This window comes from Pseudomonas sp. H3_E04 (assembly GCF_054668915.1).
Genome location: NZ_CP162797.1, coordinates 1,035,610 through 1,053,089, shown reverse-complemented (window position 1 = coordinate 1,053,089; position 17,480 = coordinate 1,035,610). Strand labels below are relative to the sequence as shown.

General features: G+C 64.5%; 5 protein-coding genes. 4 read left to right on the top strand and 1 reads right to left on the bottom strand.

Translation table 11 applies throughout. The annotated features are described in order from the left end of the window. The first annotated feature begins 236 nt into the window (after positions 1-236). From AB4N53_RS04860 to AB4N53_RS04845, 4 genes are read left to right on the top strand one after another with little or no spacing between them, the layout of a single operon-like run. Positions 237-11,957, top strand: a complete 11,721-nt coding sequence (locus tag AB4N53_RS04860; protein ID WP_460118643.1) for a BapA/Bap/LapF family large adhesin — start codon at positions 237-239, stop codon at positions 11,955-11,957. Between the two features lie 43 nt (positions 11,958-12,000). Next, positions 12,001-13,437 (top strand): TolC family outer membrane protein, encoded by a 1,437-nt coding sequence (locus tag AB4N53_RS04855; RefSeq protein WP_460118641.1) that lies wholly within the window; start codon positions 12,001-12,003, stop codon positions 13,435-13,437. After that, positions 13,434-15,596 carry a type I secretion system permease/ATPase gene (locus AB4N53_RS04850; RefSeq protein WP_460118639.1) on the top strand — a complete coding sequence of 721 codons (2,163 nt, stop codon included), beginning with the start codon at positions 13,434-13,436 and terminating at the stop codon, positions 15,594-15,596. Before AB4N53_RS04855 ends, AB4N53_RS04850 begins: the two co-directional genes overlap by 4 nt. A gap of 5 nt (positions 15,597-15,601) precedes the next feature. Beyond that, a complete protein-coding gene (locus AB4N53_RS04845) occupies positions 15,602-16,789 on the top strand; it encodes an HlyD family type I secretion periplasmic adaptor subunit (protein ID WP_460125323.1) in 1,188 nt (395 codons plus the stop codon). Here the strand turns inward: AB4N53_RS04845 and AB4N53_RS04840 are convergent, their stop codons facing one another. After that, positions 16,790-17,386, bottom strand: a complete 597-nt coding sequence (locus AB4N53_RS04840) for a trypsin-like peptidase domain-containing protein (protein ID WP_460118637.1) — start codon at positions 17,384-17,386, stop codon at positions 16,790-16,792. It abuts the gene before it with no gap. Positions 17,387-17,480 lie beyond the last annotated feature (94 nt).

Below are 17,480 nucleotides of genomic sequence, written 5' to 3'. Positions count from 1 at the left end.
ACCGCCACTTTTGATAATGTCGAAAACGACACATTTTGTTGCGCCCAAAAATTGCTTGGATCCAACATCCCGACAAACGGTAGCGTGTGAAATAAAGCTATTTTTCAAATAGATAAGCGTGGGCAAATTGCCAATCCCGACGCTCGCCAAAAATCAGGCAGCCCCATCTGACACTCCCTATCTATGGTTTTAAAACCACACGTGGACGTCCGCCCACCCATTTACAGGGAGTAGTAATGGACAACATCGTCATTGCCGACAAAGCCAATTCTCAGCTCACTGCCCAGAACTGGGGCAATGTTCAGCTCAGTCAGCCTTCAGTTGTACAAATGCCGGTCCGTCCCGATCAACTGGCGTCGACCAGTCGCAGCGGTCAGGATTTGATCGTCAATCTGAAGTCTGGCGAGCAAATCAAAATCTCCAATTTCTTCGTCACCAGCCCTGACGGCGTGCCCAATGACATTGTCTTTCAGGGTGACGACGCGACGCTGTGGCAGGCGCGCTACAGCGCCGAGCCGTTCAACGGCTTTACCTTTGACGAAATCAATTCGCTGGACGAGCTGATCGCTGGCGTCGGTGTGGTGGATGGCGCGACGCCGGCCTGGGCGATTGCCGGGCTTGGCCTGTTGGGCGCGGGTGGTGCGGCAGCCGCTGCCGGCGGAAGTGGGGGCGGCGGAGGTGGTGGCGGCGGTGGAGACGCGACGCCTCCCGCGCCCGCGACCGGGTTAACCTTGTCGGCCGATGGCCGGGTACTGAGTGGTTTTGGCGAAGCTGGCAGTGTCGTTCAGGTACGCGATGCAGCCGGCAACATTTTGGGTTCCGGAACCGTTGCCGCCGATGGCAGTTTCCAGGTCGATCTGGGTACGCCGCAGAACAATGGCCAGCCGCTCGACGTGACGCTCACCGACCCTGCGGGCAACGTGTCGACACCGGGCTCGATCACCGCGCCGGATACCACCGCGCCTACCGCCCCGGGCAACCTCAGCGTAAGCGCCGATGGCACGCAACTCGGCGGCACCGGTGAAGTCGGCTCGACCATCCAGGTGCGCGCCGCCGATGGCACCCTGCTCGGCAGCGCCGTCGTCGCGGCGGACGGCACTTTCAGCGTCGGCCTCAGCCCTGCGCAAACCGGCGGTCAGCCACTGACGGTGAATGCCACCGATGCGGCAGGCAACACGTCCTCCGGCGCAACGGTCAGCGCGCCGGAGATCGTCGAACCGACGACACCCACCAATCTCGGTTTGAGCAGCGACGGCAGCCAACTGAGCGGCACCGCTCGGGCCGGCACCACGATTGAAGTGCGTGCCGCCAATGGCGAATTGCTCGGGCGCGCGGCGGTGGCCGCTGACGGCACTTTCCTGCTGACGCTGATTCGTGCGCAGGCCAACGGCGAAACATTCAGTGTCGTGGCGGTCAACAGTTCCGGTGCGCAATCGCCGAGCGCAACCTTCAATGCCCCGGACATCACCGGCCCCGGCGCTGCGACAGATGTGGCCGTGAGCAGCGATGGCCTCTCGGTCACCGGCCGTGGCGAACCCGGCAGCACAGTCAGCGTCACCAATGCGCAAGGCACGCTGCTCGGCACGGCTTTGATCGGCGCCGACGGCTCGTTCACCGTGCAACTCAACGCCGCGCAAATCGATGGTCAGGTGCTGAGCGTGCAGGTCACTGACGGCGCCGGCAACCCTTCGCCAGCAGCGACCGTTATCGCCATCGATCTCGATGGTCTGACTCAACCCAGCGACATCGCGGTAAGCGTCGACGGCACACAGTTGAGCGGACGCGGCCAGCCCGGTTCGACCGTGACGGTGCGCGACGCCAACGGCAATGTGCTCGGTTCAGCCGTGGTGGCGGCGGACGGCACGTTCAGCCTGCAACTGAGCAGTCCGCAGAACAATGGCGAAACGCTGCAGATCAGCGCCAGTGACGCCGCTGGCAACACCTCTGCGCCGCTGAGCTACGTCACGCCGGACACCCAGGGACCGGCAGCGGTATCCGACCTCGTCCTCGATGGTCAGGGTCAGACGCTGACCGGCAAAGGTGAGTTGGGTGCGTCGATCACTGTGCGCGATCCGGCGGGCAACATCATCGGCACCGGCACGGTGGGTGCCGATGGCAATTTCACCGTCCCCCTTTCAACACCACAGACCGATGCACAACAGTTGCAAGTGATCCAGACCGACGCAGACGGCAATCCTTCGGCGCCGGTCAACGTGGTCGCACCCGATCTGACCACACCGGTAGCCGTAACCGATGTGAGCATTTCCGCCAATGGCGCCGTGGTCTCTGGCGCGGGTCAGGCCGGCGCGACCGTGACCGTCACTGACGCCGGTGGTGCGGTGTTGGGCACCGCCGTCGTCGGCAGCAACGGCCGTTTCGAAGTCACCCTGTCGTCGCCACAGACCAATGGCCAGAACCTTAGCGTCGTGCAGACCGATGGCTCGCCCTCAGGCTCCCCGGCAGTTCCAGTTGAAGCACCGGATATCCAGGCCCCCACTGCCCCTTCCAATCTGTCGCTGAATGCAGGCGGCACTGAACTGAGTGGCACAGGCGAACCCGGTGCCACGGTGTCGGTCAAGGATGCGGCCGGTAACACGCTGGGCACCGCGATCGTCGACGGCAGCGGTGCATTTACGGTGACGCTGAACAGCCCGCAACTCAACGGCCAGCAACTGCAAGTCAGCCAATCGGATGGCGTGAACGTTTCCCCCAGCACACCACTGACAGCAACGGACACCACCGCGCCGCTAGCCCCGGACAATGTCGTGCTCGCCAGCAACGGCGTGACGTTGACCGGTACCGGGCAAGCCGGCAGCACCGTAACCGTCAGCGCACCGGACGGCACGGTGCTCGGCACTACGGTGGTCGCCAGCGACGGCAGTTTCAGCGTTAACCTGAGTCCTGCTCAGCTCGACGGTCAGGTACTGAGCGTGATCCAGACCGACGCGAGCGCCCTGCCCTCACCGGCCACTCCGGTCACCGCACCGGACATCACCGCCCCACCTGCACCGAGCGGTGTGCTCATCGATCCGGCGGGTGCCACGGTCACCGGCACCACGCAGCCCAATAACACGGTGCAGGTGCTGGATGCCAACGGCAACGTCATCGGCACCGCAACCGCTGACGGCACGGGCGCCTTCACGGTCAACCTCGATACTGCACAGATCAATGGCGAAGCCTTGCAAGTCGTGGCGTCGGACGGCACCAACAGTTCGCTTCCCGGCAATGTCACCGCGCCTGACAGCACGCCACCGGCGCCAGTCAGCGATCTCGCGCTCAACCCGGCCGGCACGCAAGTGTCGGGACTTGCTGAACCGGGCACGACGGTCACCGTCAGCATCGCTGGCGGCGGTCTCGTGCTGGGTACCGCAACGGCGGATGAGGACGGCCGCTTCGTCGTTACCCTGAATCCACCGGCCGAGCCTGGCGGCAATCTGGAAGTCATCAGCACGGATGGCGGCGGCAATGATTCGCCCGTTGTGCCGCTGGCGGGTCTGGACGGTACGCAAGTTGCGACCCCGACCGATCTGGCCTTGAGTGCCGATGGTTTCACCCTGACCGGCGCCGGCACGCCCGGTTGCACCGTGACCGTGACCAGCAGCAGCGGCACGGTGCTCGGCTCAGGTCTGATCAACAGCTTCGGCCGGTTCACCCTGTTGCTCAGCAGCAAACAGATCAACGCGCAAGTTCTCCAAGTGACGGCCACCAGTCCCGACGGTGACGTCTCGATTCCAGGCACGGTGACGGCGGTCGATGGCACGGCGCCGGACGCGGTGACCGATCTGGCGCTGAATACCAACGGCACGACACTCACTGGACGCGGTGAGGCCGGAGCGACGGTCAGTGTCACCGACGCCACAGGCACCGTGCTCGGTACTGCACTGGTCGCCAGCAACGGCACGTTCAGCCTGACGCTGACGCCGGCGCAGCTCAATGGCCAGGCGCTTACCGCGATCCAGAGCGACGCCGCCGGCAACCTGTCGCAACCCGCCGGCATCATTGCCACCGATCTGCAACCGCCAGCCGCAGCGACTGGCGTTACGATCAATGACGTCGGCACCGTGGTCAAAGGCCAGGGCGAAGCCGGCAGCACCGTAACCGTGCGGGATGCCGCCGGTAACGTGTTGGCCACCGGCGTGGTCGATCAGAGCGGTAACTTCCAGGTCACCTTGCCCAACGCGCAGAACACCGGCGAAACCCTGCAGGTCACCCTGACCGACGCCAACGGCAACGCCTCGATTTCCACTGGCGTGATCACCGTCGACGGCACCCCGCCGGCCGCCGTGCAGAATCCACTGATCAGCGCCGATGGCAGCACCCTCAGCGGCACGGGTGAGGCTGGCGCAACCGTCAATGTCACCACCGCCAACGGCACCCTGCTGGGCAGCGCCGTAGTTGGCGCGGACGGCTCGTTCAGCGTGACCCTGGCGCCAGCGCCGACCAATGGTGAAGCGCTCGCGATCAGCCAGACCGACCCTGCCGGCAATGTTTCACCGTCGGCCAGTGTCAACGCCCCCGACATCAGCCCGCCGGCAGCGCTGACCCAAGTCGCGGTGAATGCTGACGGTGTCACCGTCACTGGTCATGGCGAACCGGGCGCCACCGTTTCCGTGCGCAGCGCCGACGGCACGTTGCTTGGCACGGCGCAGGTCGGCAGTGGCGGCGCGTTCACGGTCACCCTCAACGCAGCACAACTGAATGCCGAAGTGCTGACCGTCACTCAGGAGGATCCGCCGGGCAACGTTTCGACGGCGGTGGAAGTCACCGCCGTGGATTTGACCGCGCCGGCGATTCCGAGCGCATTGACCCTGAACGCGGCTGGCGTGCAACTGGCCGGTAACGCCGAGGCCGGCAGCACAGTGACCGTGCGCGACAGCCAGGGCAATATCCTCGGCACTACCACAGCGGCCGCAAACGGCACTTTCCAAATTACCCTCAACAGCCCGCAAACCAACGGCCAGGCACTCAACGTGACAGCCACCGACGCGGCGGGCAATCCGTCTGCACCGGCTATCGTCAATGCCCTCGACAGCACCGCGCCGTTGGCGGCCAGCGATCTGGCAGTCAGCGCCAACGGTGCAACCCTGACCGGTATCGGTGAGGCTGGCGCCAGCGTGGAAGTGCGTGATGCCGGTGGTGTTTTGCTGGGTACCGCCACCGTTGCCAGCAACGGCAATTTCAGCGTCACGTTGTCCCCGGCGGCGGTGGCTGGAGCGAATCTTTCCGTAGTGCAGATCGATGCTGCCGGCAATACCGGGCCGGCAGGTCCGGTGACCGCGCCGGGCAATCTTGCGGAAAGCGCACCGACCAATCTGGCCCTCAGCGCTGACGGGCTGACCCTGACCGGCTCGGCCACCGCCGGCAGCACCGTGAGTATTCGCAATGCGTCGGGTGTGTTGCTCGGCAGTGCGCTGGTGGCGGCCAATGGCACTTTCAGCGTCACGCTAAATGCCGCACAACTCAACGGCGAACAGCTGTCTGCCGTGGCGACGTCGAGCACCGGCATCAATTCCTCCCCGACCGATTACACCGCAGCCGATGTCGCCGCGCCAACGCCGCTCAGCGAACTGAGCCTGGCGCCGAACGGCACGGCCCTGACCGGGCGCGGTGAAGCCGGCGCCACGGTGACCGTGCTCGGCACGGGCGGAGTGGTTCTCGGCAGCGCCGTGGTGGCGGCCAACGGCACGTTCAGCGTCTCCCTCAGCCCGGCCCAGACCTCGGGCCAGACCCTGAGCCTGAGCCAGGCCGACACCGCCGGCAACGAATCCAACAGCGTCAACCTGATCGCGCCGGACCTGCTCGCGCCCAATCCACCGGCGGCGCTGGTGGCAAGCGCTGACGGCACCTTGCTGTCGGGTACCGGCGAGGCCGGCACCACGGTCAACGTGTACAACGCCGCCGGAGCGCTGGTCGGGACCGGTACCGTGAGCATCGACGGCACATTTGCAATCACCCTGACCACGCCGCAAGCCAACGGCCAGGCGCTGGCCGTGTCGCTGACGGATGCGGCGGGCAACACCTCGGCAGCCACGCCGTTCACTTCGGTCGACAGCACACCGCCAGCGGCCGTTTCGCAACTGAGCATCGGCGGCGACGGCGCAAGCCTGACCGGGCGCGGCGAACCGGGCGCGCAGGTGCGCGTCATCGACAGCGACGGCAACGTGCTTGGCACCGCCGTGGTCAGCGCGACCGGTACCTTCACCCTGCCACTGAACCCGGCGTTGACCAACGCAGAAGTCATCACCGTGGTGCAGGCCGACGCGGCGGGCAACGACTCGCCTGCGGTGAGCCTGACCACACCGGACTTCACCCCGCCTGATCCACTGGACAACGTCGATATCAACTCGTCCGGCGCGTTGGTCATAGGTACTGGCGAACCCGGCGCGACCGTGACCGTGCGCGATGCCAATGGCACCTTGCTCGGCACCAGCGTGGTACTCGGCGACGGCACCTTCAGCGTCACCCTCAATCCGCCGCAGATCAATGAACAGATCCTCAGCGTGCAGCAGGCCGATCCACCCGGCAACGTCAGCGCGCCGGTGTCGATCACCGCACCGGATCTGACCCCGCCAGCGACGCCGGCCGATCTGCAACTGAATGCCGATGGCGACACGCTCACTGGTACCGGCGAGGTCGGTGCCATTGTCCGCGTGACATCGGCGGACGGCACCGAACTGGGCACCGGTACGGTGGGCAGCGATGGGCGTTTCCAGATCACCGTGACCCCGGCGCAGACCGATGGCCAAGCGCTGTTCGTGGTGTTGGCGGATGCGGCCGGCAATGCCTCGCCTGCCGGCACCCTGACCGCGCCTGACAGCACGCCTCCTGCCGCGCTGACCGATGTCGATATCGACGCCAGCGGCAGCCTGATTACTGGTTCCGGCGAGGCTGGCTCGCAAGTGATCGTCACTAACGCGGTGGGCACCATCGTCGGCACCGGCACCGTCGCGGCCGATGGCAGCTTCAGCGTGACTCTGGATCAACCGCTGCTCAACGGTGAAGCCTTGTCGGTGATCCAGCGCGATGCGGCGGGCAATCCCTCGCCTATCGTGCCGGTCACTGCACCGGACACCACCGTGCCTGTCGCGCCTGCCAGTCTTGCCCTCACGCCCGATGGCGTGACGCTGACCGGTACCGGTGAAGCCGGCGCCACGGTGCGCGTGCTCAGCGCGACTGGCACGGTACTGGGCTCGGCAACCGTGGCCGCCAATGGCTCGTTCAGCGTGACTCTCAACCCGCCGCAAGTGAACGGCGAGCTGTTGAGCGTCAATCAGACCGATCTGGCGTCGAACACTTCGCCAGCCGCGCCCCTACAGGCAGGCGACAGCACTGATCCGCTGGAAGTGGCCGACCTCAATGTCAGCCAGGACGGCTTGACCGTGACGGGTACCGGTGAGCCCGGGGCGATCGTCACCGTGCGTGACGGCACGGTGGTGCTCGGCACAGCGACCGTGGCCGCAGACGGCAGTTTCAGCGTGACGTTGTCGGCTGCGCAACTCGATGGTCGCGCACTTTCGGTCGTACAGGCCGACGCACAAAACAACGAGTCCGAGCCCGTACTGGTCGACGCACCGGACAGCACCGCACCGATCGCACCGACAGTCACATCGCTGACCGGCGCCGGCACCCTGCTCGCCGGTACCGCCGAAGCCGGCAGCACCGTGACTGTGCTGTCCGCCACCGGCACCGTGCTCGGCACAGCGGTGGCACTGGGCGACGGCACCTATACCGTTACGCTGAATCCAGCCCAGGCCAACGGTGAGTTGTTGTCGGTGATCGCGACGGACGAGGCGCAAAACTCATCGCCGACATTCCTCTTCCCGGCACCTGATATCACTCCTCCCGATGCCGTTACCGGCCTGACCATCAGCGGTGATCTGACCCAGCTCGCCGGTCGCGGCGAAGCCGGCGCGAGTGTCGAAGTGACCGATGCGCTGGGCAATGTTGTCGGCACCGGCACGGTCGCGGCCAACGGCACATTCCTGATCGATCTGGACCAGGGCATCACCGCCGGCCAAGTGCTGACCGTGAAGCAAACAGATGTCGCGACCAACGTGTCTGCAGACGCCGACCTGACTGTTCCGGCAGTGCCAGCCCCGGCTGCGCCGGACAATCTTGTGCTGACAGCCGACGGCGTGACGCTGACCGGCACAGCGGCGATCGGCACCACCATTAATGTTTATGGGCCTGACAACAGTCTGATCGGCACCGGCGTCACCGGCGGGGATGGCACGTTCAGCGTGGTGCTGACGCCCGCGCAAACCAACGGCCAAAGCCTCGAAGTCACCGCCAACACTGCGTTGGGTGGCGCCTCGCTGCCGACTGAAATCACCGCAGGTGACACCTCGGCGCCGGCGCCACTCAGTGATCTGGCGGTCAATGCCAGCGGCACAGTCGTTACCGGTCGCGGCGAAGTCGGCGCGTCGGTGACCATCACCGGCGCGGGCGGCGTGGTGCTGGGCAATGCGACGGTCGGCGCCAATGGCACCTTCAGCGCGCAACTCAATGCACCGCAGGTCAATGGTCAGGTGCTCAATGCGACTCAGACCGATGCGGCACTCAACACTTCGCCGGGGCTTAACGTAACCGCGCCAGACATCACCCCTCCGGCGGCTCCGACGGCTCTCGTACTCAGCGGTGCCGGCCTGGTGCTCGGCGGGCTCGGTGAAGCCGGCGCCACCGTTACCGTGCGCGGTGCTGGTGGCACGGTGCTGGGCACCGCGACGGTGGCGGGCAATGGCTCGTTCTCGGTGACCTTGTCATCGGCGCAACTCAACGGCCAGCAACTGAGCGTCACGCAGAGTGATGCAGCCGGCAACATCTCACCGGCGACCAACCTCAGCGTCGCCGATACCACCGCGCCAGCGCCGCTGAGCAATGTGAGCCTGAACGGCACCGGCCTGGCCGTCAGCGGCACGGGTGAAGCCGGCGCGACCGTCAGCGTGACCAACGCAGCCGGTACCGTCCTCGGCACCGCCGTGGTCAATGCTGGCGGCACCTTTACCGTGCAACTGTCCAGCGCGCAACTCAACGGCCAACAGCTCAACGTGCAACAGGCCGACCCGACGGGCAATCTGTCGGCGGTATTCAACCTGACGGCCCCTGACGTACAGGCGCCGATCGCGGCCAGCGGTTTGACGCTTGCTGCCAACGGTCTGACCTTGAGCGGTACAGGTGAAGCCGGTGCCACGGTCAATGTCTACGGCCCCGGCGGCGCGCTGCTCGGCACCACCACGGTGGGCAGTGGCGGCACGTTCAGCTTCAACCTGAACACAGCGCAATTGGACGGGCAGCTGTTGACCGTGCGTCTGGTCGACCCGGCCGGCAACCTGTCGCCCAATGCCAGCGTGACGGCGCCGGACAGCACCGCCCCCGGCGTGCCCACCGGCGTCAGCGTCAATGGCAGCGGCACCGTGCTCACTGGCGTCGGTGTGCCCGGCTCAACCATCAGCGTGCGTGGCGCCGGCGGTGTGGTGCTTGGCACCGCGACCGTCGCCGCCAACGGCAGCTTCTCCGTGGTACTGGCCTCGGCGCAGATCAACAGCCAAGTGCTCAGCGTCACCCAGGCCGATCCGAGCGGCAACGTATCGGCAGCGGCGACCGCGACGGCGCCAGACCTCACGCCTCCAGCCGCAGCCACGGCTTTGCTGGTCGGTGCCGATGGCCTGACCGTCACCGGTACCGGCGAAGCCGGCGCCACTGTCACCATCAAGTCGGCCAACGGCAGCGTTCTGGGCACCGGCACAGTCAACAACCTCGGCGTGTTTACCGTCACCCTTAGCAGTGCGCAGATCAACGGCGAAAAACTCACCATCAACCTCAGCGATGCACGCGGCAACGTCTCGCTCGCCGCCAACGTCACCGCGCCGGATATCGACGTCAATGCGCCCGTGGTCGCCAGCGATAACCTCGCCGTCGGCACCGTCACCCTGGCCCCGGTCACCGCGTCGCAGACCTTCAACGACTCGTTCACCACGCTGCTGGCCGGATTCTCGAAAACCTTCACCTTCACCGTGGCCGGCGGCACGCGTCTTGATCCGACCCTGACGCTGACCACCAGCAGCCTGATCTCGCTGATCGATGGCGTGGTCTACACCCTGCAAGTGAAAGATGCCAGCGGCAACTGGGTGACTCTGGATGTCAACGGCAGCGGCGGCCTGCTTGACCTGATTGCCTTGGCCGGCCAAGGCGTGCGAGTCGATATCGGTAACCTGCTGTCAGGCGATTATCGACTGACGGTTTCGAGCACCGGCATCGGCGTGCTGACCACGGTCAATACCCAGCTGCAACTGGATGTCAGCAGCCTGACCCAGTTCAACGGCATTGCCGGGCCAGCGGTGACTGGCAACGTCATCACCAACGTCGGCGTCGATGGCACGGCCGATCAGACCGGCCCGGACAACGGCGCGCAGTTGCAGATCTTCAAGAACGGCGCCTGGGTCAGCGCTGGGGCCGGCACCACGGTGCAAGGGTTGTACGGCACGCTGACCATCGACGCCAACGGCAACTACAGCTACAAACCGAACGGCAGTGTTGGCAGTGTCGGCAAAGTCGACGTGTTCAATTACCAACTGGTGCACCCGAACGGCTTGAGCGACACCGCCAATCTGTACGTGCGCATCGACAGCCCGCAAGCCAGCGAAGTGTGGAATGACGCCAACCTTGGCAGCCCGGCATTGGTGGTGGATGCCACAGCGGACATCGCCTCGACTGACGTCACCCTGATCAACCGCGAAGTCACCACCAACTCCGCCCTCGGCACGTTCAATGTGCTGCTGGGCGGCGGCAGTGGTAACTACAACACGGTGGTCGCGGCGGACACCGTCAGTGATCTGACCGTGGTGGTCAATTCGAGCAACCTGTTGGCGCTGCTCGGTTCGATGACGGTGGGCCTGTACAAACTCAACACGGCGACCAACCAGTACGTGCTGGTGAAAAGCTACGGCGGCAATGCCCTGCTCAATCTCGGCGGCGGCAACTACGGGATCAAGTTCGACGACCAGACCGCTGGCAGTTATCAAGTGCGGGTGGCAGTGGGCGGCCTCGGTCTGCTGACCAGCGTCAACACCAGCCTGATCAACGTCGCGACCTACAACAATCAGTTCGTGGTCGGCAGCTACACGCCAGTGTCAGGCAATCTGCTCACCGACACCGCTGGTGGCGGCGCCGATGTGTTGGGCTCGGTCTACACCTTGCTCAGCGTGCTGGTCGCCGGCAGTTACGTGGCGCCGGGTTACAACGGCGTGTCGCTGGTCGGCAACTACGGGACATTGGTGGTTCAGGCCAACGGCAACTACACCTACACGCTCAAGGCCGGGCTGACCGATGCGGTGATCGGCCAGGAAGACACCTTTACCTATCAGCTCACCCACCCCAACGGCACGGTCGATACCGCGACACTGACCATCGACCTGAACAAGGCCGGCGCTTTTGCTACCACGGCATTCTCGGCACTGGCCAGCGATGACCTCGGTCTGGCCCATGCCACTGGCAGCGAGTTGATCCAGGGCACCGAGGGCAACGACACCCTCGACGGCTCGCACGGTGGCGCCGTGACCCTGCAAGGTGGCGGTGGCGACGACACGCTGATCATCGCCGACCAGCAGTTCACTTCAGTCGATGGCGGCAGCGGCACCGACACCCTGCTCTGGGCCGGTGGCGACGTATCGATCAACCTCGGCGATCTGCAGAGCAAAATCCACAACGTCGAGATCCTCGACCTCAACCATTCCAGTGCGGTTGCGCTGACACTGAATCTCAGCGATCTGCTGGCGATTACCTCTTCGGACAACAACACCCTGCTGATCAAGGGTGACGAAAAGGACAGCGTGCACATTACCGATGGCTGGGTCGCTGATGGCACGCAACAGGCCGACGGCATCGACTATGTTCAATACACGGCACAGGAGGATCCGAGCCATCACTTGTGGGTGCAGAACGGCATTCAAGTGGTTTGAAACAAGACATCAAACGTTGGTCTCTCAACAGTAAGGGAAGTCTGTGGAGTCAGTTTTTCGCCAGAAATGGCCGGTGGTCCTGTTGACCATCGGCCTCTACCCCGCTTTCACCGTCGGCGTCCGCGCCGACGACAATCTCGACAGCAGCTTGCGCAGCATCAGCCCGTCGCAACTGCAACAACCGGCAGGCAATGAAAGCCGTCAGCGCCCTGCCCTTGCTCTGAAAGCGTCCGCCGATGCGGACGCGTTGGGGCTGGAACAAGCGGTCAGGCTGGCCGTGGACTGGCACCCACGGATCGGCGAGGCCATCGGCACCCTGTTCCAGCAAGGCGAAGGGGTCAACGTCGCCGAATCCGGCTATTACCCGCAGGTCACCGGCGGCATCAAGGGTGGCTACACCAGCGGTTACGGCAGCGATGCCGGCAGCCAGTCGGTGAACATTTCCCTTAAGCAGATGCTGTACGACTTCGGCAAGGTTTCCAGTTCGGTCGACGCCGCCCGCGCCCGGGTGGCGCGCAGTCAGGCCGGGATTCTACTGGCGATCGACGACATTGCCCGCGACACCGCCAAAGCCTATATCGAAGTGCAGCGTTATCAGCGTCTGCTCGAGGTTGCGCGTGAGCAGATTCAGGGCATCGGCGGCATCGTCGACCTGGCCAAACAACGCAGCGACATGGGCGCCAGCACCCGTTCCGATATGGTCCAGGCGCAGTCCCGGGCCGAAGGCGCGACGGCCACATTGCAGGAATTCAAGGCGCAATACGCGCGTTGGCAAGCGACGCTGACCAGCCTGCTCGGACGGCGCACGCCGCCGGGAGTCAGCGACGCGCCCGCGCCGACGCTGACTCAGGCCTGTGACGCCTCGCAGATCTCCGACACCCTGCCCGCTGTCCTCCAGGCCGCCGCGCAACGCACGCAGGCCCAGGCCGAACTGGCCCAGGCCAAAGCCGAAGCCTACCCGACCCTGTCGCTGCAACCCTCGGTCAATCAATATCTGGATGACCACTACGACGATCAGAACTCGCGCGCCGACCGCACCCAGGTGGGGATCTTCCTCAACCTCGAAGTGCCGATCTATCAGGGCGGCGCTATCAGTGCGCGCAGCCGCGCGGCCGGCCATGCGCTGACCGCAGCGGACTCGGCCGAAGACTTCGCCCGGCTGCAAGCGCGCCAGGGTCTGGCCGAAGCCCAGGCGCAAACCTCGGGGCTGAACCGGCGGCTGCGCTCGCTGGAATTTCGCCAGACCAGCATCACCGAGGCGCGCATGTTGTATGGCCGCCAGTACCTGGAGCTGGGCACGCGGCCGCTGCTGGACTTGCTCAACGCCGAGCAGGAAATCCATCAGTCGCGCTTCGATCTGGTCAACACCCAGGCTGATCTGCAACGCCTGCAGATCGACTGCTTCTACAACAGCGGTGCGATTCGCCGGGTCTTCGGCATCGACCACAGCGCCATCCAGAATGTCGAGATCCTGCCATGACCAATGCCAGCATCACTGTTCCCGAACCCGCCGCTGCCGAGGCTCGCGAAGATTATTCGCCGTGGCTGGAAGCGGTGCTCAAGGTCGCCCGCCACTATCGCCTCGATGTCTCGCCGGAAAGCGTACGCCTGGCTTCGGTGCACAGCGAAGGCCGCGTCGAAGAAGTGGTTCGGCACATGGCGCGTCAGGCTGGGTTGAGCGTGAAATTCGCGGCATTCGACAACAAGAGCCTGAGCCGCTGGCGCACGCCGCTGGTGGTGCAACTGCGTGACGGTCAGGTCGGCGTGCTCGAAAGCATTGGCGAGACCGGCGAGCTGGGCATCTGCTTCAGTGGTGATCAAGGTTTGCAGAGTCGCATGGAGGCCGGCGCTCTGACCGAGCAGGCCCTGCGCACGGTGATTCTGCGTCCGACGCAACCGGTGGCCGACGTGCGCACCAACGATTACATCAAGCCCTACGACGAGCACTGGTTCCGGCGCATCGTCCTCACCGATCTGCGGCCCTACAGCCAAGTGATGATCGCCTCACTGGTCGCGAATCTGCTGGGCATGGCCGGGGTGCTGTTTTCCATGCAGGTGTACGACCGGGTGATTCCGGCCGAGTCGCTACCGACCCTGTACGTGTTGTTCGGCGGGGTGATGCTGGCGCTGCTGTTCGACTTCGTCATGCGCATTCTGCGTCTGCGCATCACCGATGTGCTGGGCAAGCGCGCCGACTTGCGCGTTTCCGATCTGGTCTTTGGCCACGCCTTGCGTCTGCGCAATTCGGCGCGGCCGAAATCCACCGGTTCGTTCATCTCACAACTGCGCGAGCTGGAGCAGATCCGCGACCTGATCACCTCCAGCACCGCCACGGCACTGGCGGACATGCCGTTTTTCCTGCTGTTCCTGCTGGTGTTCTATTTGATTGGCGGGCCGCTGGTGCTGATTCCACTGGTGGCGCTGGTGTTCATGTTGCTGCCCGGAATCATCGCGCAACCGCGTCTGGCGCGACTGGCCAATGCGTCGATGCGCGAGGCGGCGCTGCGCAACGCCATGCTGGTGGAAAGTATTCAGGGCCTGGACGACATCAAGGCATTGCAGGCCGAGCAGCGTTTCCAGCAACAGTGGAACCAGTACAACGCCGCCTCGGCGGACAGCAGCCTGCGCCTGCGCACCTTGACCAACAGCCTGGTGGCGTGGACGCAGAACGTGCAAGGCGGAGTGTTCGCGGTGGTCATCGTGTTCGGCGCGCCGATGGTGATTGCCGGCGACCTGACCACCGGCAGTCTGGTCGCGGCGTCGATTCTGTCGTCGCGGATGATGGGACCGATGGCGCAACTGACCCACGTGCTCACCCGATGGCAGCAGGCCAAGGTTGCGCTCGAAGGCTTGAACCGGATCATGCAGATGCCGGTGGATCATCCCGAAGGCAGCCAGCGCGTGCACCTGCCGGCGATTCGCGGCGACTACCGCCTGCGTCAGGCCAGTTTTCGCTACAGCGAGGAAGCGACCCCGGCGCTCAACAACCTCGACCTGAGCATTCGCCCCGGCGAGCGCATCGCTCTACTCGGCCGCAACGGCGCCGGCAAGTCGACGTTGCTGCAAGCACTGGGCGGCGCGATGGATCTGAGCAGTGGTGAAACCACCCTGGACGGCATTGCCCTTGCGCATCTGGATCCGGCCGATCTGCGCCGCGACGTCGGCCTGCTGTCGCAACAGGCGCGACTGTTTCACGGCACCCTGCGCGACAACATCACCCTCGGTGCCGGTCAGGCCAGCGATCAGGAAATCATCGCCGCGCTGACCGTTACCGGTGCCCTGGACTTTGTTCGCCAACTGCCCAAAGGCATGGATCACCTGGTGCTTGAGGGCGGCCTGGGTTTGTCCGGAGGTCAGCGTCAAAGCCTGTTGCTGTCGCGTTTGTTGATCCGCCAACCGCAAGTGCTGCTGCTCGACGAGCCGACGGCCGCGCTGGATGACGTCACCGAGCGTTTGCTGCTGGAAAAACTCGCGACCTGGACCCAAGGTCGAACGCTGGTGGTCGCCACGCACCGGGTCAGTGTGTTGCAACTGGTCGAGCGGATCATCGTCCTCGACAACGGCCGCATCGTCATTGACGACCATCGCGACGCGGCCCTCGCGCGGTTGCGCGCACCGGGCAAAGGAGTGGCGGTATGAAGCCGATGATGACCGACGTGCCGGACCCGATGTCCTACCTCGACGGCCGCGATGAGCGCGCACTTGCCGGTGGCGCAAAGGTGATCTGGGGTTGCGCGCTGATGCTCGCCTGCTTCATTGCCTGGGCGGCGTGGTTTGAAATCGTCGAGGTCTCGACCGGCACCGGCAAAGTCGTGCCCAGCTCGCGCGAGCAGGTGATTCAGTCGATGGAGGGCGGCATTCTCGAACAGCTCAATGTCAGCGAAGGCGCTATGGTCGAGCGCGGCCAGATCCTCGCGCAACTGGACCCGGTGAAGAACCAGTCCAACGTCGGCGAAAGCGCGGCCAAGTATCGTGCAGCGCTGGCCAGCGTCAATCGCTTGCAGGCCGAGGTCAGCGAAAAGCCCCTGACTTTTGACGCCTCGCTGCAGGAGTTTCCTGACCTGATCCGCGCCGAAACCGAGCTCTACCAGACCCGGCGCAAAGGTCTGGCGGAAACCCTCGACGGTATTCAGAGCTCGCTGAAACTGGTGCGCAGCGAACTGGCGATTACTGAAAACCTGGCGAAGATCGGCGCCTCGAGCCGGGTTGAAGTGCTGCGCCTGACCCGTCAGCGCTCGGAGCTGGAATTGAAGGCCACCGAAGCCCGCTCCGATTACATGGTCCGCGCCCGCGAAGACCTGGCCAAAGCCAACGCCGAAGCGCAAATGCTCGAAGCGGTGATCCGTGGGCGCACCGATTCACTGTCGCGTCTGACCCTGCGCTCGCCGGTGCGCGGCATCGTCAAGGACATCGAGGTCAGCACGATTGGCGGCGTTATTGCGCCCAACGGCCAGGTCATGCAGATCGTGCCGCTCGATGAACAACTGCTGATCGAGACGCGCATCTCACCGCGCGACATCGCTTTCATTCACCCAGGTCAGGCGGCGAAAGTGAAAATCACCGCTTACGACTATTCGATCTACGGCAGCCTCGACGGCGAAGTGGTGACGATCTCGCCGGACACCATCCAGGACGAAGCCAAACCGGAAATCTTCTACTACCGCGTGTTCATCCGCACCGCTTCGGATGAACTGCGCAACAAGGCCGGCAAACGCTTCGCCATCGTCCCCGGGATGATCGCCACGGTGGACATTCGTACCGGCGAAAAAACCGTGCTGGACTACCTGATCAAACCGCTCAACCGCGCCCGCGAAGCGTTGCGCGAACGCTGATCAGCGGCTGGCCAGTTTGGTCGCTGGCGGCGTCGCTGGAGTGATGCTGGCCTGATAGCGCGACCACTCGCGATTGATCTCCGCGTACGGCAAAAAGATGCTTACGCGCGGTTGATCGAGCAAGTCTTTACGCTTGAGGCGGCTGACGTCGTCACGGGTGAGGAACGCTACGTTGATGCCGACCACTTTGCCATCGGCAGAAAACACCGGCCCGCCGGACATACCTTTGGCCAGTGCGCCATTGTGGGTGCCGTAAAGCACGTTGCCCTCTTTGACGTCGAGGCGAACCATGGCCGGTAAAGCCTCGCCAGTGCCCTTGATCGACATATACAGCGAATTGAAGCCCACCGAAGTCAGCTCTTCGCCCGGCGTGTAGCCGCGCCACGCCGGCACGCTACTGGCCTTGTGACGGAAGAACTGCACGTCTGCCTGCCCCTGGAAAACCGTGCCCGACAAGTAAGGAATGTGCTTCACCGTCACGGCGAAATCCTCATTCCATTGCACAGCCGAACCCATCAGCAGGTAAGGCAAAGGTGCACCGGAGTGGACGACGAAGGCTTGGTCTAAAACAGGATCCTGAACAAAAGCGACTGGCATTCCATTGCACCCGCTGAGCAGCAACGACGCTGCAACAAGTGACTTGAGGGGGCGCATTTTCGGTACATCTTGAGGTGAGGAAAGGTGCTGCAAT